This window comes from Micromonospora sp. DT233 (genome assembly GCF_049841815.1).
Taxonomy (GTDB): domain Bacteria; phylum Actinomycetota; class Actinomycetes; order Mycobacteriales; family Micromonosporaceae; genus Micromonospora.
Genome location: NZ_JBNCLB010000001.1, coordinates 155,935 through 174,306, shown reverse-complemented (window position 1 = coordinate 174,306; position 18,372 = coordinate 155,935). Strand labels below are relative to the sequence as shown.

16 protein-coding genes and 2 tRNA genes are annotated in these 18,372 nt (G+C 72.8%); 12 read left to right on the top strand and 6 right to left on the bottom strand.

All coding sequences use genetic code 11. The annotated features are described in order from the left end of the window. Positions 1–73: 73 nt before the first annotated feature. From ACLQ2V_RS00835 to ACLQ2V_RS00825, 3 genes are all read left to right on the top strand, one after another. A complete protein-coding gene (locus ACLQ2V_RS00835) occupies positions 74–2,248 on the top strand; it encodes an ATP-dependent DNA helicase UvrD2 (RefSeq protein ID WP_425716388.1) in 2,175 nt (724 codons plus the stop codon). Positions 2,249–2,373: 125 nt separating this feature from the next. Further along, positions 2,374–2,628, top strand: coding sequence for a hypothetical protein (locus tag ACLQ2V_RS00830; protein WP_425716387.1), 255 nt, complete (start codon positions 2,374–2,376; stop codon positions 2,626–2,628). A 126-nt stretch (positions 2,629–2,754) separates the two neighbouring features. Continuing rightward, a complete protein-coding gene (locus ACLQ2V_RS00825) occupies positions 2,755–3,120 on the top strand; it encodes a WhiB family transcriptional regulator (RefSeq protein ID WP_425716386.1) in 366 nt (121 codons plus the stop codon). A 313-nt stretch (positions 3,121–3,433) separates the two neighbouring features. Here ACLQ2V_RS00825 and ACLQ2V_RS00820 read toward each other — a convergent pair whose 3' ends face one another. From ACLQ2V_RS00820 to ACLQ2V_RS00810, 3 genes are all read right to left on the bottom strand, one after another. Then, positions 3,434–4,810, bottom strand: a complete 1,377-nt coding sequence (locus tag ACLQ2V_RS00820) for an ABC1 kinase family protein (RefSeq protein WP_425716385.1) — start codon at positions 4,808–4,810, stop codon at positions 3,434–3,436. A 10-nt stretch (positions 4,811–4,820) separates the two neighbouring features. Further along, positions 4,821–5,984 carry a hypothetical protein gene (locus ACLQ2V_RS00815; protein WP_425716384.1) on the bottom strand — a complete coding sequence of 388 codons (1,164 nt, stop codon included), beginning with the start codon at positions 5,982–5,984 and terminating at the stop codon, positions 4,821–4,823. A 212-nt stretch (positions 5,985–6,196) separates the two neighbouring features. After that, a complete protein-coding gene (locus ACLQ2V_RS00810; protein WP_007464795.1) occupies positions 6,197–6,364 on the bottom strand; it encodes a DUF5679 domain-containing protein in 168 nt (55 codons plus the stop codon). A gap of 511 nt (positions 6,365–6,875) precedes the next feature. On the opposite strand from ACLQ2V_RS00810, the gene ACLQ2V_RS00805 reads away from it, so the two are divergent. Next, on the top strand, positions 6,876–7,406 hold the full coding sequence (locus tag ACLQ2V_RS00805; RefSeq protein ID WP_425716383.1) for a M48 family metallopeptidase: 531 nt from the start codon (positions 6,876–6,878) through the stop codon (positions 7,404–7,406). 298 nt (positions 7,407–7,704) lie between these two features. Then, a complete protein-coding gene (locus ACLQ2V_RS00800) occupies positions 7,705–8,304 on the top strand; it encodes a hypothetical protein (protein ID WP_425716382.1) in 600 nt (199 codons plus the stop codon). A gap of 198 nt (positions 8,305–8,502) precedes the next feature. Here the strand turns inward: ACLQ2V_RS00800 and ACLQ2V_RS00795 are convergent, their stop codons facing one another. Next, positions 8,503–9,732, bottom strand: a complete 1,230-nt coding sequence (locus ACLQ2V_RS00795; RefSeq protein WP_425716381.1) for a zinc-dependent metalloprotease — start codon at positions 9,730–9,732, stop codon at positions 8,503–8,505. 184 nt (positions 9,733–9,916) lie between these two features. Between ACLQ2V_RS00795 and ACLQ2V_RS00790 the strand changes: the two genes are divergently transcribed. From ACLQ2V_RS00790 to ACLQ2V_RS00780, 3 genes are all read left to right on the top strand, one after another. Further along, positions 9,917–10,930 (top strand): YlbL family protein, encoded by a 1,014-nt coding sequence (locus ACLQ2V_RS00790; RefSeq protein WP_425716380.1) that lies wholly within the window; start codon positions 9,917–9,919, stop codon positions 10,928–10,930. Between the two features lie 111 nt (positions 10,931–11,041). After that, positions 11,042–14,035 (top strand): UPF0182 family protein, encoded by a 2,994-nt coding sequence (locus ACLQ2V_RS00785; protein ID WP_425716379.1) that lies wholly within the window; start codon positions 11,042–11,044, stop codon positions 14,033–14,035. Positions 14,036–14,107: 72 nt separating this feature from the next. Next, positions 14,108–14,181 (top strand) — tRNA-Met (locus ACLQ2V_RS00780). Positions 14,182–14,352: 171 nt separating this feature from the next. On the opposite strand, the gene ACLQ2V_RS00775 is transcribed toward ACLQ2V_RS00780, so the two are convergent. Further along, the gene (locus tag ACLQ2V_RS00775) at positions 14,353–14,901 is read right to left on the bottom strand and encodes a nucleotidyltransferase domain-containing protein (RefSeq protein ID WP_425716378.1); all 549 of its coding nucleotides are present in this window, start codon (positions 14,899–14,901) and stop codon (positions 14,353–14,355) included. A gap of 134 nt (positions 14,902–15,035) precedes the next feature. Here ACLQ2V_RS00775 and ACLQ2V_RS00770 point away from each other — a divergent pair. Both ACLQ2V_RS00770 and ACLQ2V_RS00765 read left to right on the top strand, forming a co-directional pair. Continuing rightward, positions 15,036–15,109 (top strand) — tRNA-Met (locus ACLQ2V_RS00770). A gap of 139 nt (positions 15,110–15,248) precedes the next feature. Further along, positions 15,249–15,500: a hypothetical protein gene (locus tag ACLQ2V_RS00765; RefSeq protein ID WP_425716377.1), complete on the top strand. Its 252-nt coding sequence runs from the start codon at positions 15,249–15,251 to the stop codon at positions 15,498–15,500. Between the two features lie 47 nt (positions 15,501–15,547). On the opposite strand, the gene ACLQ2V_RS00760 is transcribed toward ACLQ2V_RS00765, so the two are convergent. Further along, a complete protein-coding gene (locus ACLQ2V_RS00760) occupies positions 15,548–16,879 on the bottom strand; it encodes an ABC transporter substrate-binding protein (protein ID WP_425716376.1) in 1,332 nt (443 codons plus the stop codon). 136 nt (positions 16,880–17,015) lie between these two features. On the opposite strand from ACLQ2V_RS00760, the gene ACLQ2V_RS00755 reads away from it, so the two are divergent. Further along, a complete protein-coding gene (locus ACLQ2V_RS00755; RefSeq protein ID WP_425716375.1) occupies positions 17,016–17,849 on the top strand; it encodes a phosphoribosylaminoimidazolesuccinocarboxamide synthase in 834 nt (277 codons plus the stop codon). Positions 17,850–17,948: 99 nt separating this feature from the next. After that, positions 17,949–18,371, top strand: coding sequence for a hypothetical protein (locus ACLQ2V_RS00750; RefSeq protein ID WP_425716374.1), 423 nt, complete (start codon positions 17,949–17,951; stop codon positions 18,369–18,371). Position 18,372 lies beyond the last annotated feature (1 nt).

The following is an 18,372-nucleotide window of genomic DNA, read 5'->3' as shown; positions in this document are numbered from 1 at the left end:
AGATCCGTCAGCCGGCCCGGTCAGGCCAGGCTAACCGCTGCAACATCACCCGGAGCTGAGATGATTCCTCGCTGTGGTGGTTCATTCAGCGTCGGAACGGGTGCTCGCCGGGCTGGACCCGGAGCAGCGCGCCGCCGTGACCGCCCCCGCCGGCCCGGTCTGCGTCCTGGCCGGCGCCGGCACCGGCAAGACCCGGGCGGTGACCTCGCGGATCGCCCACCGGGCGCTGACCGGGGAGGTCTCCCCCCGGCACGTGCTCGCGGTCACCTTCACCGCGCGGGCGGCGGCCGAGCTGCGCAGCCGGCTGACCCTGCTCGGGGCGGCCGGGGTGCAGGCGCGCACCTTCCACGCCGCCGCGCTGCGCCAGGTGCGCTACTTCGCCCCCCGGCTGCTACACGGGCGGGGGATGCCCGAGCTGCTGGACAGCAAGGCCCGCGTGGTCACCCTCGCCGCCGCCCGGGTCGGCCTGCGCACCGACCGGGCCGCCGCCCGGGACCTGGCCGGCGAGATCGAGTGGGCCAAGTCCTCCCTGGTCGAGCCAGGGGAGTACGTCGTCGCGGCCGCCAAGGCGCTGCGCGACACCCCGCACGAGCCGGCCCGGGTGGCCGAGGTCTTCGCCGCGTACGAGACGATCAAGCGGGCCAACGGGGTGATCGACTTCGAGGACATGCTGCGCGCCGCCGTCTGGGGCATCGAGGAGCACCCGGACGTGGCCGAGCAGGTCCGCACCCAGTACCGGCACTTCGTGGTCGACGAGTACCAGGACGTCAACCCGTTGCAGCAGCGGCTGCTGGAGGCGTGGCTCGGCGGCCGGGACGACCTGACCGTGGTCGGCGACGCCAGCCAGACGATCTACTCCTTCACCGGGGCCACCTCGGCGTACCTGGTGGACTTCCCGCGCCGCCACCGGAACGCCACCGTGGTCCGGCTGGTGCGCGACTACCGCTCCACCCCGCAGGTGGTCGGGCTGGCCAACGCGGTCATCTCCCAGGCCCGGGGCGTGGAGGCCCGGCTGCGGCTGGAGCTGCGCGGGCAGCGCCCACCCGGCCCCGAGCCGGACCTGCGGATCTTCACCGACGAGCCGGCCGAGGCCGCCGCCGTGGCGGCCCGCTGCCGGGCCCTGGTGGCCGCCGGCACCCCCGCCCGGGAGATCGCCGTGCTGTTCCGCACCAACGCCCAGTCCGAGGCGTACGAGAAGGCGCTCACCGAGGCCGAGGTGCCGTACGTGCTGCAGGGCGCCGAGCGGTTCTTCGAGCGCGTCGAGGTGCGCCAGGCGATGGTGGCGCTGCGGGCCGCCACCCGTTCGCTCCCCGGCGACCTGCCGCTGCGCGACGCCGTGGCGGAGGGGCTCTCGGCGGTCGGCTGGTCCGCGGAGGGCGCCCCGGCCGGCGGCGCGGCCCGGGAACGCTGGGAGGCGCTGGCCGCGCTGGTGCAGCTCGCCGAGGAGCACGCGGCCACCCCGCCGGTGCTGCCGATCGGCGAGGCCGCCGCCGTGCAGCGGCCGGTGACGCTGAGCGACTTCAACGACGAGTTGGCCCGCCGCGCCACCCAGCAGCACGTGCCGACGGTCGAGGGGGTGACGCTGGCGTCGCTGCACTCGGCCAAGGGGCTGGAGTGGGACGCGGTCTTCCTCGTCGGGCTATCCGAGGGCACCCTGCCCACCACCTACGCCCGCACCGCCGAGCAGGTCGAGGAGGAGCGCCGACTGCTCTACGTCGGGATCACCCGGGCCCGCGAGTGGCTCTGGCTGTCGTACGCGGTGGCCCGCTCGCCCGGTGGGCGGGCCCGGCGGCCGTCGCGGTTCCTGCCGCAGCTCGACCGCTCCGGCGGCGGCGGTCCGGAGCGGGCCAAGGCCGGCGGTGGCGCGGCGACCAAGCGGGTCGAGCGCCGTCGCCCCCAGGTGGTCTCCTGTCGGATCTGCGGCGCGACCCTGGTCGCCGGCCCGGACCGCAAGCTCGGCCGCTGCCCGACCTGCCCGTCCGACATCGACGAGGAGCTGTACGGGCGGCTGCGCGACTGGCGGGCCCGGGTGGCCGCAGCGCAGAAGGTCCCGGCGTACGTGATCTTCACCGACGCAACCATCGTCGCGTTGGCGGAACGACGGCCCGGCCGGCCCGAGGAGTTGATCGCGATCGCCGGGATCGGCCCCCGCAAGATCGGCCTTTACGGGGAGACGGTGCTGGCCCTCGTGGCGGGCGCGACGGTCGAGGAAGTCTGCCCTGAGAAAACTTTCGAAATCGACCCGTAAATTCGTTTGCCCTCGCCCCCGGGCGAGGAATAGCCTCAGGACACACCTCGCGGCCAGCTCCATTGTGGCTGCTCAGGCGGGGTGAAGAACAGTCGACTTCGAGGAACGTCAGGGAGGTGTCACCGATGGAAATTCTCACCTATGAGCGCCCCGCGGCGATGCCCGCTGCCGTGTCCCCGCTGTCGACTGTCCGGGTGGCCCCCGCCGCCCGACCGTGGGCTCCGCAGACGCACCAGGTCCAGGTTCAGGCCGAGCTGCACCTGACTGTTGCGCCGTTCGCCGGAGTCGAGGGGACCAGTGGCTTCATGGGCAATGGAGTCGACGGTGCCAAGCGGCGCAGCGATGGCCGCGGTGTTCCACCTCGAGGTAGACCGGTCTGAATCTCAGACTCCGGCTCACCTTGAGGCCGCGGAACCCGCTACCGGGATCCGCGGCCTTAATTTTTTGCCCCGAAGTTCGTCGGAATGCGATCCACGAGATCGAAGTGAGAGAGAGGTGACCGGGAGATGAGTCTGGCGTTGGCCCCCATCGACGCGCGCGTCGACCTGGAGGCGAACCTGCCCTGCCGGAAGTTCGACCCCGACCTGTGGTTCTCCGACTCGCCCGCCCAGCTGGAGCTGGCCAAGTCGCTCTGCGGGGACTGCCCGCTGCGCGTCGAGTGCCTCGCCGGTGCGGCGGAGCGGGCCGAGCCCTGGGGCGTCTGGGGCGGCGAGATCTTCGAGCGTGGCGCGGTCGTCCCGCGCAAGCGGCCCCGGGGCCGCCCGCGCAAGGAGGACGTCGCCCGTGACGCCGCGCTGAAGGTCGAGGCCGAGGCGCGGTTGGCGGCCAGTGGACTGGCCCAGCCGCGGGAGAGCGTCCGGCTCGCTGCCTGACACACCCGATCCGCACCAACCCCGTCGGTGCCCCGCACCGGCCACGAGAGAGAGCTGAGAGACATGCTGCACCTGCCCAACGGCACCATCGAGATGCAACTACTCCACGAAGCGTTGTCCCGGGCCCGAATGCCCCGGCCTCAGGCCGGTCACATCACCACGAGCACTGAGGCAACGCGTTCCGCCCGTACCGTCGCGATCGACAGCAGCCACCGGGCTGCGCGCGAGCTGGGCGTCCGATAACCGAACCGAACCCGCGGGGGGTGCCGGCCGATCGGCCGGCACCCCCCGCGTCGTCGTGCGGCCGGCCCGGTCAGGCGGTCGTCTCCCCGGGGCGCTGCGTCGAGGCGGGGGCGTCGGGTTTCGGCGGGACGAAGCCGGGCAGCCAGCGCTCCAGGATCGCCCGGTACGGCGCCTTGGCCTCCAGTTGGCAGAGCACCCCGATCGACCCGAGCGTCACCCGGTGGATCAGCAGGTACGACGGCGGCAGGTTGAGCTGCCGACTGAGCTGGTACGCCGGCGAGCGGGGGCTGGCCAGCCGCGTCGCCTCGGCCCGCAGCCAGGCCCGGGTGAACCGGAACTCCTCGGTGGCGACCGGATCGAGCATGGGCCGGATGAAGTCGAGGACCGCCTGGGCGTCGATCGGCTCGGTGGGGCTGACGAAGCCCTCCTCGCGCAGCCCGGAGACCACGCCGTCGGCATCGCCGCGCAGCGCCAGCCCGGCGAGCCGGCCGATGGGCTCGGGGGTGCCCTCCGGCATCCGGGCCACGGCACCGAAGTCGATCACGCCGAGCCGGCCGTCCGGCAGCAACCGGAAGTTGCCCGGGTGCGGGTCGGCGTGCAGCAGGCCGGCCCGCGCCGGCGCGGAGAGGTGCAGGATCGCCATCAGCCGGCCGGCCTCGTCGCGCTGCTCCTCCGTCCCCGCCCGGATGATCTCGGCGAGCGGGGTGCCCCCGATCCACTCGGTGACCAGCACCCGGGGGGTGGCCGTGAGCACCGCCGGAATGAAGATCTCCTCGTCGTCGGCGTACGCGGCGGCGAAGGCGCGCTGCGACTCGGCCTCCAGCTCGTAGTCCAACTCCTCGGCGATCCGCTCGCGCAGCTCGGCCAGGAGCGGCTTGACGTCCAGGCCCGGCTGGATGGCCCGGAACATCCCGCCGAGGCGGGAGAGCTGCTTGAGGTCGCCGAGCAGCGCGTCGCCGGCCCCCGGATACTGGATCTTGACAGCCGCCTCGCGGGACGGGCCGCCGTCCGGGTCCCGCCACACGGCCCGGTGCACCTGCCCGATGCTGGCGGCGGCGGCCGGGGTGTCGTCGAAGGATTCGAAGCGCTCCCGCCAGCCCGGCCCGAGCTGCTCGGCGAGCACCTTGTGCACGGTGGCCGCCGGCAGCGGCGGCGCGGCCTCCTGGAGCTTGGTGAGGGCCTGCCGGTAGGGGGCGGCGATGTCCTCCGGCAGGGCCGCCTCGAAGACCGACAGGGCCTGCCCGAACTTCATCGCGCCGCCCTTGAGCTGGCCGAGGACGCTGAACAGCTGCTCGGCGGTGCGCTGTTGGATCTCGGCCGAGATCACGTCGGAGGCGAGCCCGGTGACGCGCTTACCCATGCCGAGGACGGTCCGACCGGCGAAGCCGAGCGGCAGAGCGGCGAGCTTGGCGGTCCGGGACACGGCCCGGCGCGGGATGTCGGTCACCCGGCCATTGTTACCGACTCGGGCCCCTCCCTGCTGCTCCGTGGGCGGGCTGGGGCCGGTCACCGCCGATTCGGGGTCGGCGTACGGCCCGCGCGGCGTCTCCCGGCCGGCGCGTCACGGGCCCCGCGCCGGAGCATCGGCAGTACGGGTGGGGCGACCAGGCCCGCCGTCGCAGCCGACCGGCGCCGGTCACCTCGACGGCGCAGCCCAGCGTCTCCGGGGTCGCCCCGTCGAGGTGGGCCAGCGCCTCGGCGACGGCGTACCCGGCGGCGGCCAGCAGGGTGGCCGTGTCGCAGCACTGGTCGGCCGCGTCGCCGGCGAGCTGGGCGGCGAGCGTCGGCCAACCCGGGTCGCGGTCGGTGCGGTGCAGGTCGACGCAGCGCAGGCAGGGGCCGCCCGGCGGGTGCACCAGCGGGCCGACCGTCGCGACCCCCTCCCGCAGGGTGAGCAGCAGGTGTGGCTGGCGACGCTGGGCGAACCCGGCGGCCAGCAGCTCCGCCGGCCGGTCGACGCCGAGCTGGAGCACCAGGTCGGGCCGGCAGCGGCGCAGTGGGCGGGTGGCGGTGCCGGGCGCGACCCGGTCCACCGCCGCACGGACCGCCGGGGCGAGCGGGCAACCCAGGTCGGCCGCGCCGAGCCCGGTGCCGACCAGGTCGGCCGGGCGCACGACGCCGGTCAGCTCCGGGTGCACGTGCCCCACCCCGGCCTGGGCGAGCCCGACGACGACGGGGGCACCCAGCCGACCGGCGCCGGTCACGAGCACCCGGGCCGCCCGCCGTCGCCGCAGCACCTGGGCCGGCGTGCCGGGCAGGCCGGGCGCGGCCAGGGCCAGCGCGCCGGCCTCCGCCGCCAGGCGGTGTCGCGCCGGGCCGGCGAGGTCGCGGGGGAGCAGGGTGTGCGCGGGTACGACCAGCCCGGCGCCGCGCAGCGCGTCGATCAGCCCGCGCGCCTCGTCCGGCGACACGTCCACGTCGGCCGCGCGCGCCAGCACGAGCCGTTCGCTGCGGCTGCCGTCGAGCAGGTCGAGGACCCGCACGGCGCGGGGGTTGGCCACCTCGACGAGGACGGCCCGCCCCGAGCCCAGCCCGAGCTGGAGGGTGTGCCGGTCCCGCCAGAGACGGGTCAGGCCGGGAAGCAGGGTGGGCCGGGGCGACACGGCGGGGCTGGCGCTCATGGCAACAGATCGTCACCGAGTCCGTGCTGTCGGTCGATCGTTGTCCACAGGCCGGCATCGCCCTGTCCAGGGTTGTCCACAGGAAAAGCCGAGTTATCCACAGCCCGTCGGTATTTGTGTCGCCCACCCGACAGTGAGCGGCGGCGGGGGCGTGAAAAGGTGGCGGGGGAGGGTGGCCGTGGCCGCCCTCCCCCGCACCGGGGCCGTACCGGTCAGACCTTGGCCTTGCCCAGGATGCGGTTCACTGTTGTCCCGCACACCGGACACTTGCCCTTGGCCATGTTCATCCCGGTCTTCGAGACCTCGACGTGCCCCTCGAAGTCCCGCTTCTCCTTGCACTTGACGCAGTAACCGTTGTAAGTCTGGGCCTGGTCGGCCACGGTGCCCTCCTCGTCTCGTCCGCCGGTCAATCCGGTTCCGGCGGTGTGCCCGGTGCCGGGCCACGCGGGGCGCCGGCGCTGGGACTTCTCCGCGGCCACGCTCGTGACCGCTGGTCCGCGGACCCTACCCAGGTGAGGGCGGGTTCATGTCAGCTGTGCTTCGACACTGTGAGCAAGTCGACGTCGAGAGTGTGCATGCCGAATTAGGTCGGATAAGTCAGTTTGGCGGGGACACGCCGGACGAAAGCCCCAGAACCCCTCTCGGTGGGCCCCGGCAGGCGAACGGGGAGCTGATCCCCTACGGTGGGGAGAGCGAGCCGGTGTGCCGTCCACGAGGCAGCGGGCACCGTCACGGAGCGTCTCCGTGACTTTCCGCAAGGATTTTTTTCGGACTCTAGCCGACAAATCCGGACTCTTTGGGCGCGTGTCGTGGTGTTGACTCTTGCGTACCCCTGGTCAGTACGCATTAGCTTTCCTTCGTGACAGCAATCCGAGGCTGCGCGGCCCACTGATGGCGGGCGCGCGGAAGCCGGTCGTCGAGGTCCGACGCAGCCAGCGCCGGCGACGCACGGTGTCCGCCTACCGCGACGGTGAACGCGTCGTGGTGCTCATCCCCGACCAGTTCTCCCGCGCCGAGGAGACCGAATGGGTCGACCGCATGCTGGCCCGGCTGGCGGCCCGGGAGGGGCGCCTCGGCCGCTCCGACGACGACCTGTTCGACCGCGCCACCCGGCTGCGCGGCCTCTACTTCGCCGAGTACGGCGACCGGGCGATCCCGGCCAGCGTGCGGTGGGTGACCAACCAGAACGGCCGCTGGGGCTCGTGCACCCCCGCCGACCGGACCATCCGCATCTCGCACCGCATCCAGGACATGCCCGACTGGGTGATCGACTACGTCCTGCTGCACGAGCTGGCCCATCTCATCGTGCCCAGCCACAACGCCCGCTTCTGGGCGCTGGTCGGCCGCTACCCGAAGGCCGAGCGGGCCCGGGGCTACCTGGAGGGCGTCGCCGCCGCCTCCGGCAGCCCACTGGTCGACTGACCGCCTACCGCCCGACCCCGCGCCGTTCATCGTCGAACGAATCGCGTGTGGCCCCGGCCTCACCCCGCCCATGATCGACTTCATGTCAATGACATTCGGTGATCATCGGTGCGGGAATGCCTTGTCACTGACATTGCGTCGGCCCTCGGCCTTGGCCGCGCCGCCTCGCCTTGGCCGCGCCGCCTCGCCTTGGCCGCGCCGCCTCGCCTTGGCCGCGCCGCCTCGCCTCGATTCCGTCGGGCGTTCCTCGCCTCAGCCCGGGGGAGCGGGCGGGGCACCGACCGCCTAGGGTCGGGGCGTGGCCAGACGTGTGGTGGTGGCATTGCTCGGGCCGGTGCCGTGGACACCGCCGGGAATCGACCCGGCGGCCTGGCGGGCCGCGCTCGCCGAGGACGTGGTCGACCTGCTCGCCACCCTCCAGGAGGTGGAGACCGCGATCGCCGCCACCCCGCAGGACCGGGCGCTGGCCGAGTCGCTGGTCTGGCCGGGGACCACCGTGTACGAGGTGCCCGCCGCGACCGGCACCGCCGTCCTGGCCGCACTGACCGGGTACGACCAGGCGGCCGTCGTCGCCGCCGACGCGCCGGACCTGCCCGGCCTGACCGTCGGCAAGCTGCTCCGTCCGCTGACCACCCGGCCGGTGGCGGTGGCCCCCGCCGAGGGGACCGGTCCCGGCCTGCTCGGCATCGCGTCGCGGCTGCCGGTGCCGGGCTGGCTGCCCGAGGTGGACCTCGACACGGCGTTCCCGGCCGACGTGCGCCGGGCCGCCCCGCAGCCCGGGGACGTGGCGGTCACCGCCGCCTGGCGGCGGCTGCGCGGCCCCGCCGACCTGACCAACCTCGATCCGGCCGTGGAAGGCTGGGAAACCACCCGCGCCCTGCTCTCCCACCACCCCTGACCCCACCACCCGCCTTCCTCCGCTCGCCGCCCCCGACGTCGGGTGGATCTTGGAAGCTCCCGGCCCCGGGAAGGGGCGCCGTTTCCTGCCAAGACCTGCCGGTGGGGCCCGGTGCGGCGTTGCAGGGACGGGGACGCGGCCGCCGCCGCGGGTTGCGCCGGCGGCCGTGGGTGGGGGATGCGGGTCGGGTGCGGGGGGTCAGGAGCCCTCGGCGTCGTCTCCGGTGCCCTCGGTGCGCGGGGGAGTGCCCGGGGCCTGCTCCTGCGGGCCGCCCGGCGCGCTGAAGTCGAACGTGGCCAGCTCGTCGTCCAGATCGACGCGGGCCGTGGCGAAGGCCGCCGGGTCGGCGAAGTCGTCGTCGGAGGGGAGCAGGTCGGGGTGGCCCCAGACCGCGTCCCGGCCGGCGATGCCCCGGTGTTCGGCCAGCGCCGCCCAGAGCGTCGTCGCCTCGCGTAGCCGGCGCGGGCGCAGCTCCAGCCCCACCAGGGCGGCGAACGTCTGCTCGGCCGGCCCCCCGGCCGCCCGCCGCCGGCGGAACGCCTCACCGAGGCGCACGACGTTCGGCAGCCGGTTGCCCGCCGCCTCGTCGACCACGTGGCAGACCCAGCCCTCCACCAGGGCGAGCGCGGTCTCCAGGCGGGCCAGCGAGGCCTTCTGCGCCGGCGTGTCCTCGGGGGTGAAGATGCCCTCCAGGGCGATCGTCTGCATCGACTCCGGGTCGGTCGGGTCGACCCGGCCCATGGCCTCCTCGATCGCCTCCCGGTTGACCCGGATACCCGAGGCGTACGTCTCGACGGCGGAGAAGACGTGCCCGCGCAGCCACGGCACGTGCTGGAAGAGCCGCTGGTGAGCCGCCTCGCGCAGGGCCACGTAGAGCCGCACCTCGTCCTCGGGCAGCTCCAGGCCCTGGCCGTACGCGCGGATGTTGGCGGGGATCAGCGCGGCGGTGCCGGCCGGTCCCAGCGGCAGCCCGATGTCGCCGGCGGAGAGCACCTCGGCGGCCAGCGAGCCGAGCGCCTGCCCGAGCTGCCCGCCGAAGAGCGCGCCGCCGAGGGTGGCCATCATCGAGTGCATCGGGCCGAGCTGGGCGCGTGCCTCCGGCGGCACCAGGTCGCCCATCGCGCCGACCATCCGGCTGGCCACCGGGTCGCAGAGCTTGCGCCACACGTCCAGCGTCTTGTAGATCCACTCGTTGCGGTTCCAGGCCAGCGACACGCGGATGCCCGTCGGCCAGGCGGTGGCCGGCTCCAACCAGAGGTCGGCCAGGCGCAGCGCCTCCTCGACCGCGTGCCGCTCGTGCGGCGACACCGCCGGGTCGCCCGCGGCGGCGAGCTGGCTGGCGGCCACCTGCCGGGCCAGGTCCCAGTTGACCGGCCCGCTGCCCGGCGCGGAGAGCAGGTGCTGCAACTGCGTCATGAACTGCTGCATCTGCGCGGGATCGTTGGGGTCTGGTGGCTGCCCACCCGGAAGCGCGAAACCGAACGGAATATCAGGCACGACGTCTACGGTACGCGGGCCGCGCCCCAGGTCGCCGCCTTCGGCGTTGCGCTGAGGGCGAAGTCGTCCCGTCGCCGTCGGGATCCCCGGGCGGTGGCTCGGTACGCTCTGCGCCATGAGACGTCGCGGCGTGACCGTACTCCTGGGCGCCCTGCTCACCGCCCTGCTCAGCTTCGGTGTGCTCAACGCGCCGATCCCGTACGTGGTGCTCGGCCCGGGGCCGACGGTGAACACGCTGGGCACCTCGGACGGCAAGGACGTCATCCAGGTCTCCGGGCGGGCGACGTCGGCCTCCGCCGGTCAGCTCCGCCTCACCACGGTCGGGGTGCAGCCGACGGTGCGGCTGCGCTCGGCGCTGGCCGGCTGGTTCTCCCCCGACGAGGCGGTGGTGCCGCGCGAGCTGGTCTACCCGCCGGGGGAGACCCGCAAGGAGATCGAGCAGCGCAACGAGGAGGACTTCCGCAACTCGCAGACCAGCGCCGAGACGGCCGCGCTGCGCGAGCTGGGCTACCCGGTGCAGGTGCAGGTCAAGACCGTGGCGGCGGACGGCCCGTCGGCCTCGGCGCTGCGCCCCGGCGACGTGGTCACCTCGGTCGACGGCACGCCGGTGACCAGCGCGGGTCGGCTCACCGAGCTGATCCGGGCCGAGCCGGCCGGGAGCGTGCTGACCATCGGCTACACCCGGGCCGGTGCCGCCGACACGGCGCAGGTGACCAGCCGGGAGCAGGACGGCCGGCCCCGCATCGGTGTCGAGATCGACCAGCAGCAGCCGCACCCGTTCACCCTCTCCATCGACCTGGGTGACATCGGCGGCCCGAGCGCCGGCCTGATGTTCGCCCTGGGCATCGTGGACAAGCTGGAGCCGGCCGACCTGACCGGCGGGAAGATCATCGCGGGCACCGGCACGATCGACGACGAGGGCCGGGTGGGCCCGATCGGCGGGATCGCCCAGAAGCTGGTCGGCGCGAAGCAGTCCGGGGCCAAGGTGTTCCTGGTGCCGCAGGACAACTGCGCCGAGGCCGTCCGTAACGCCCAGCCGGGCCTGCCGTTGCTCAAGGTGAGCACGCTCGACGACGCCCTGACGGCCCTGGAGACCCTGCGCGCGGGCGGCCAGCCGACCCGCTGCTGACGGCACGCACCCGCTCGGCGTGACCGTGCGCTGACGCTGTCAGGAACACCCCGTACTCTGGGTGCCTGGTCGGAGCCGATCACATCGAGCGTGCGGAGCCAAACAGTGGTCATGCGTAGCAGCCCCCTGCCGAGGATGAGCCGACGCGGACGCGTCCTGATGGGGGTGCTGATCGCGGCGGTAGCCGTCCTGATCGTGCTCTATCTGGGGGTGCGGGTCTGGACCGACTGGCTCTGGTTCGACGAGGTCCGCTACACCGAGGTCTTCACCGGCGTGCTCGCCACCCGGCTGCTGCTCTTCCTCGTCGTCGGCCTGGCCATGGCGGTGATCCTCGGCGGCAACCTCTGGCTGGCGTACCGGCTGCGGCCGCGCTCGCCGGGGCAGCCCGCCCTGGAGCGGTACCGCGCGGTGCTGAGCGCCCGGCTCGGCCTGTGGATCAGCCTCGTCGCCCTGGGCATCGGGATCCTCGCCGGGCTCTCCGCGCAGGGCCGGTGGACCCAGTGGCTGCTGTTCCGCAACGGCGGCAACTTCGGCGTCAAGGACCCGGAGTTCGGCATCGACATCGGCTTCTACGTCTTCCAGTTGCCGTTCTGGCGTTACCTGCTCGGCGTCGGCTTCACCGTGGTGGTGCTGGCCCTGCTCGGCGCGCTGGCCGTGCACTACGTCTTCGGCGGCGTGCGGTTGCAGGGCGTCGGTGACCGGATGACCGGCGCCGCGCGGGCCCACCTGAGCACGCTCGTCGCGGTCTTCGTGCTGCTCAAAGCCCTCGCGTACGTGCTGGACCGGCGCTCGATGCTGCTCGAGTACAACGAGGGGGCGAAGCTCTACGGCGCCGGGTACGCCGACATCAACGCGCTGCTGCCGGCCAAGGAGATCCTCGCCTACATCTCGGTCGTGGTGGCCATCGCGATCATCGTGTTCTCCAACGCGGTGATGCGGAACCTGATCTGGCCGGGCATCTCGCTGGCCCTGCTCGGCGTCTCGGCGGTCGCCATCGGCGGCATCTACCCCTGGGCGGTGCAGACCTTCGAGGTCAAGCCGAGCGCCAAGGACAAGGAGGCCCCGTACATCGAGCGCAGCATCGGGGCCACCCGGGCGGCGTTCGGGCTGGCCGACACGAAGACCACGCCGTACGCGGCGAACAACCTCGTGCCGCCGGCGAGCCTGGCCACCGACAAGTCGGTGGTGCCGAACGTGCGGCTGCTCGACCCGCAGCTCGTCTCCGAGACGTACACCCAGCTCCAGCAGGTCCGCGGCTTCTACGACTTCGGCCCGAAGCTGGACATCGACCGGTACGCGGTGGAGAAGGAGACCTCCGACTACGTCGTCGGCGTCCGGGAGGTCAACTACAACGGGTTGACCGACCAGCAGAACACCTGGATCAACCGGCACACCGTCTACACCCACGGCTACGGGCTGGTGGCCGCGCCGGCCAACGAGGTGGTCTGCGGCGGGCAGCCGTACTTCGTCTCGGGCTTCCTCGGCGACAAGACCCAGGAGGCGTGCTCCTCCCAGGTCGAGCAGATCCCGGCCACCCAGCCGCGCATCTACTACGGCGAGCGGATGGGCCCCACCGACTACGCGATCGTCGGGCAGGCCAACCCGGACCGCAACGCCGAGTTCGACCGGCCCACCCAGACCGGCGGCGAGCAGTACTACACCTACACCGGCGAGGGCGGCGTCGAGATCGGCTCGTTCGCCCGCCGGCTGCTCTACGCGCTCAAGGAGACGGAATCCAACTTCCTGCTCTCCGAGGCGGTCAACGAGAACTCGAAGCTGCTCTACGTGCGCAACCCCCGCGACCGGGTGGAGAAGGTCGCGCCGTTCCTCACCCTCGACGGCGACCCGTACCCGGCGGTGGTCGGCGGCCGGGTGCAGTGGATCGTCGACGGCTACACCACGGCGGCGAGCTACCCGTACGCCGAGCGGGTCAACCTCCAGGCGGAGACCACCGACGAGCTGACCGGCCGGGGCACGTTCCAGCTCGCCCGGGAGGACGTCAACTACATCCGCAACTCGGTCAAGGCCACCGTCGACGCGTACGACGGCACGGTGCGGCTCTACGAGTTCGACGACACCGACCCCGTGCTCAAGGCGTGGAACAAGGCGTTCGGCGGGGACCTCATCCTGCCCAACGACCAGATCCCGGCCGAGCTGCGGGAGCACTTCCGGTACCCGGCCGACCTGTTCAAGGTGCAGCGCAACCTGCTGACCAAGTTCCACGTGACCGCGCCGGGCGACTTCTACTCGGCACAGGACTTCTGGCAGGTGCCGAACGTGCCGGACAACCCGGACGAGGGGGAGCGGCAGCCCCCGTTCTACCTGTGGACGCAGTTCCCCGGGCAGGCCACGCCGCGCTTCCAGCTCACCTCGGCGGTCACCCCGAACGGCCGGCAGAACCTCGCCGCGCTGATCTCCGGGTCGTACGCGGACGGCAAGCCGCAACTGGAGGTGCTGGAGCTGCCGGACCAGACCCGGATCTCCGGGCCGGTGCAGGTGCACCAGCAGATGACCAACAACGCCAACATCCGTCAGCAGCTCAACCTGCTCTCCTCCAACCAGGCCCAGGTGCAGTACGGCAACCTGCTGTCGCTGCCGTTCGGCAACGGGATGCTCTACGTCGAGCCGGTGTACGTGAAGAGCAACCAGACGGACGCGTACCCGCTGTTGCAGAAGGTGCTGCTGTCGTACGGCGACGGCGGGTCGTACGTGGTGCTGGCCAACAACCTCACCGAGGGCATCAAGCAGCTCGTCGAGCTGGGTAAGAAGGTGCCCGAGGGCGGCACCGCCCCACCGCAGACCCCCGAGGCCCCGCCGACCGGCGGGACCCCGCCCACCGGTGCTCCGAACACCGCCCCACCGCTGACCGGCGACCTGGCCCAGGCGGCGGCCAAGGTGCAGATCGCCATTGCCGAGGTGAAGGCCGCGCAGACGTCCGGCGACTTCGAGCGGTACGGGCGGGCGCTCAAGGCCCTGGACGAGGCGATGACCGCGTTCCAGCGGGCGCAGCAGGCGGCCAGCCCGTCGGTCCCGGCATCGCCGGGGGCGAGCGTCCCACCGAGCGGCGGCACGCCCCCCTCGCCTTCGGCGGCACCGGGTGGCTGACCAGCGCCGCAGCCGCCGGGGAGGGGCCGTTTTGCGGCCGGACCGGGTGGTGCGCTACGGTTAACGAGTCGACGCGGGGTGGAGCAGCTCGGTAGCTCGCTGGGCTCATAACCCAGAGGTCGCAGGTTCAAATCCTGTCCCCGCTACTCGTTAGGAAAGGCCCCGGAGGAAACTCCGGGGCCTTTCGCATGCCGGCCCCCGCAACCCGCTCGCCCCGTCACCTTCGCGGCCTCTGTTGCGGGCTCGGCCTCTGGCGCGGGCTCGGCCTCTGGCGCGGGCTCGGCCTCTGGTGCGGGCTCCGGATCCCTCCCGGTGAGTCAGGCGGGGCCGGCGCGCAGGCGTGCGACGTCGGCGGCGTCCTTCGCCCGCCGGGGCCGGTGCGGCATCCAGACCGGGTACATCTCCTTGAACTCGATCTGAGCGGCCACGGAGATCACCGGCACGGTCAGCCCGCCGAGCCGACCCGGTGGGCCGTCGAGCATCCCCTCAGGCAGCGGCGTGCCCCGCCACGGCCCGCCGCCGACCACCACCCGACCCGTCGCGTCCCGCTCCAGGTAGGCGAAGCTCATCTCGACGTCGGCGCGGAGCAGGTCGAGTTGGTTGTCGACGGGCACCCGGTGATCCACCCGCCAGCCCCGGCCGAGCAGCGCGTCGGCCAGCCAGTCGGCGTCGGAGCGCCAGCAGTACCAGTCGACGTCGAGGTGCGGCCGGGTCACCTCGCCGAGGTGGAAGTCCATCGCCCACCCGCCCCGCAGCCACACCGCGACCCCACCGCACCGAGCAACCCCCATGACTTCCCCGATGCCCCGCAGCTGCGCCTCCACCCCCTCATCGTCGCCCACCGACCGGCCTTTTTCGTCGATCATGGAGTCGTGGTGGGTCGTGAAGGCCGCTTATCGCCACGAAACCGGCACCACAAGTCCATGATCCACGATTTCGGGGGTGTGGGGGTGGGGGGTGTGGGGGTGGGGGTGGGGATGGGATAGACTATTGAAGTCGACGCGGGGTGGAGCAGCTCGGTAGCTCGCTGGGCTCATAACCCAGAGGTCGCAGGTTCAAATCCTGTCCCCGCTACGAGTGCGAAAGGGTCCGGAGGAAACTCCGGGCCCTTTCGCCGTTCCCGCCCTTCGGAGCCGGTCCTTCTCCGGCGAAGCCGCGCCGAATCCTCGTCGTCCAGCGTGCCGTTGTTGCATTGCTCGGCGAGGATGACCACATGACTTCTTTGAACAGGTGGTGGGGACGGCTCGGCGCGGTCCTCACGGCGGTGATGGTGTCGGTCTTCGTCCCGGTGGCGGCGTGGGCGTCCTCCGGGACGGGCGAGCTGGTGGTCGAGGCGGCCAGGCGTAAGTCCCGGGGTGGCGGGCTGGGCGTCGTGGGCCTGCTCTGCTGCCTGGTCGTGGTCGGCGGGATCGTGGTGCTGGTCCTCATGCTGATGCGCAACCGTCGCAATCGGCCGCCGCGCTGACCGACGACCGTCCGCCGCGCTGACCTACGACCCCGTCGGCGGGGGTCTCACTGGGCCAGCGCGGCGTTGGCCTCGGCGACGAACCGGGCCGCCGCCGGCCGGATGCCGATCCGGCCGGAGCGAACGGTCTCGGCCGCCGCGACGAGCAGGGCCCGCACCCGCGCGTGTCCCTTCGGGGGCGGGCTGGGTGCCGGGCCCAGCCCGTCGGCGAGGGCTGCGGCCAGGTCCGCGGCCCGCTCCTGGCCGACGTCGGTGAGGCTGCCCCTGACGTAGCGGCGAATGGCGAGGTTGGGGTTCACGCCGCGTTCGTTGCCCAGGGCGATGCCCGCATCCATGTTCGTGGTGAGGAAGTTGATCACTTCCGCCACGACGCCGGGGTGGCGCGTGCCGCGGAACGCCGCCCAGTACATCGACGCCCGCGCCCACTGGACGCCGGGCGGGCCGGGGATCGCGGCCACCGCCAGCTCGTCGTCGGTGTAGCGCTGGAGCTCGGGGAGCTGGTGGGCCCACGCGAACGAGGCGGCGGTGTGCCCGGTGACCACGAGCTGCCGGTTGGCCTCCCCGCCGTCGGCCTGGTCGATCAGGGCGGCGCTCGGGGTGGCCCGGCGGGTCCGGGCACCCTGCCACAGCTCGAACCAGTCGAGCAGGTCGTTCTCGGTGAAGCCGAGCTGACGGCCCTGGTACAGCTCACCGCCCCGGGAACGCAGCCAGAGCCAGAGCGCCCGGTGGTCCCCGGAGGGGTCCATCGTGCCGGCCACCCGCCCCCGCGCGGCCCGGGTGACCCGGGCGGCCCAGTCGACGTACGCCGGCCAGGACAGGCCGCTGGCCGGCGGCGGGACCTCCAGCCGGCGCAGCAGCGCGCGGTTGTAGACCACGGCGGCGGTGGTCTGGGCCGCCGCCACGGCCATCGGGCGGCCGTCGACCTCGCCGTAGCGGACCAGGCCCGGCGGGAGCCCGCTCAGGTCGATCCGCTTCTCGGCGGCGTACCCGCCGAGGTCGAGCAGGACGTCCCGCCGGGCGTACTCGGTCAGGACGCTGTCGTCGACCTGGATCAGGTCGGGCACGTTGCCGCCGACGGCCTGGGTGGCCAGCCGGTCGTAGTAGCCGTCGAAGCCCTGCCAGGTCACCCGGAAGTTGACCCGGGGGTTGCGGGCGGAGTACAGCCGCAGCGCCTTCTCGGTCAGCTCGGCCCGCTTCGCGCTGCCGTACCAGAAGACGGAGAGCTCGACCGGCCCGTCGTCGACGGGGGTCTCCTCCTCGCCACCGCAGCCGGCGAGACCGGAGGCGGCCAGCGGCATCCCGAGCAGCGCCCCCAGCAGCCGGCGACGGCCCGGATCGGCGGCGGGACGGGGCGGCAGCGGGGGACGGACGATGGGCACGCGATTCTCCTGGTCGTCCGGTGGGCGGTCGGACCATTTACACAGCCGACGCGGGCGGGTGTCAACGGCCGTCCGGCCGGTGCCGGGTGACCGGGCCGGGCCGGGCCTCCCACCGGCCCATGGTGTACTAGGGCGCGTGAAACTTCTGCACTCCGGCAAGGTCAGGGACGTCTACGCCGACGGCGAGGAGCTGATCCTGGTCGCCTCGGACCGGATCTCCATCTACGACGTGGTGCTGCCGACACCCGTGCCGGAGAAGGGGCGGCTGCTCACCGCGCTCTCGCTGTGGTGGTTCGCCCAGCTCGCCGACCTGGTGCCCAACCACGTCGTCTCGGCCACCGACGTGCCGGCGGAGTTCGCCGGCCGGGCGATCCGCTGTCGGCGGCTGGACATGGTCCCGGTCGAGTGCGTCGCGCGGGGCTACCTCACCGGCGGCGGCCTGGCCGAGTACGAGCGCACCGGCGCGGTCTCCGGCGTGGAGCTGCCCCGCGGGCTGGTCGAGGCGTCGATCCTGCCGGAGCCCATCTTCACCCCGTCGACGAAGGCCCCCAAGGGCGAGCACGACGAGCCGATCACCTTCCAGCAGGTGGCGGAGAAGGTCGGCCCGGAGACCGCCGAGCGGCTGCGGCAGATCACCATCGACATCTACCGGCGCGGCGCGGAGATCGCCGCCGACCGGGGCATCCTGGTCGCCGACACCAAGATCGAGCTGGGCTGGGCGCCCGACGGAACCCTGGTCCTCGCCGACGAGGTGCTGACCTCCGACTCGTCGCGGTTCTGGCCGGCGCAGTTCTACCAGCCGGGCCGGGCCCAGTTCTCCTACGACAAGCAGTACGTCCGGGACTGGGCGACCAGCGGTGGCTGGGACCGGCAACCGCCGGCACCCGAGGTGCCCGCCGAGGTGATCGAGGCGACCCGCGCCCGCTACGTGGAGGTCTACGAGCGGCTCACCGGCGAGACCTGGGCCTGACCGCGACGCCGGGTTTGGGCGCGAAATGCCGCCGGATGCCGCTGTTGGTAAGTAGGGTATCGCTTTCAGTGATAGCGGCGGCGCTCCAAGGATGGATGCATGCCACGAGCGGAGATCGGACCTACGCCCGAGCTGGGAAACCTCGCTTGGGCACCCCTACCTACCGTCGAGGCTGTTGAGATCATCGATCGCTATAACGGCGTGCCCACCCTGGGGGTGGTGCGAGCGGAGGGTGAGCCCTGTCTGTTCTGGCGGGTCCTTTCCGACGACGAACACGTCTCGGTGTGGCTCTACGTGCCGCTGAGCAGCGAGGATCAGGGTCACCTCGCCGCAGACGACGACACGGAGTTCTTGGACACCATCGTCGTGGGTTCGCGGAGCTCTCGATACACGACCATGGGCGTCGCCTACGACAACCGTCTCGTCTTCGAGAGGGAGTGGTGGCTGCCGGCTGGCCTGACCGCCGATGCTGCCGCTCTTGCCTGCCTGGGTCAGGCATCTCGCGCCCTGCTGATGTGCTGAA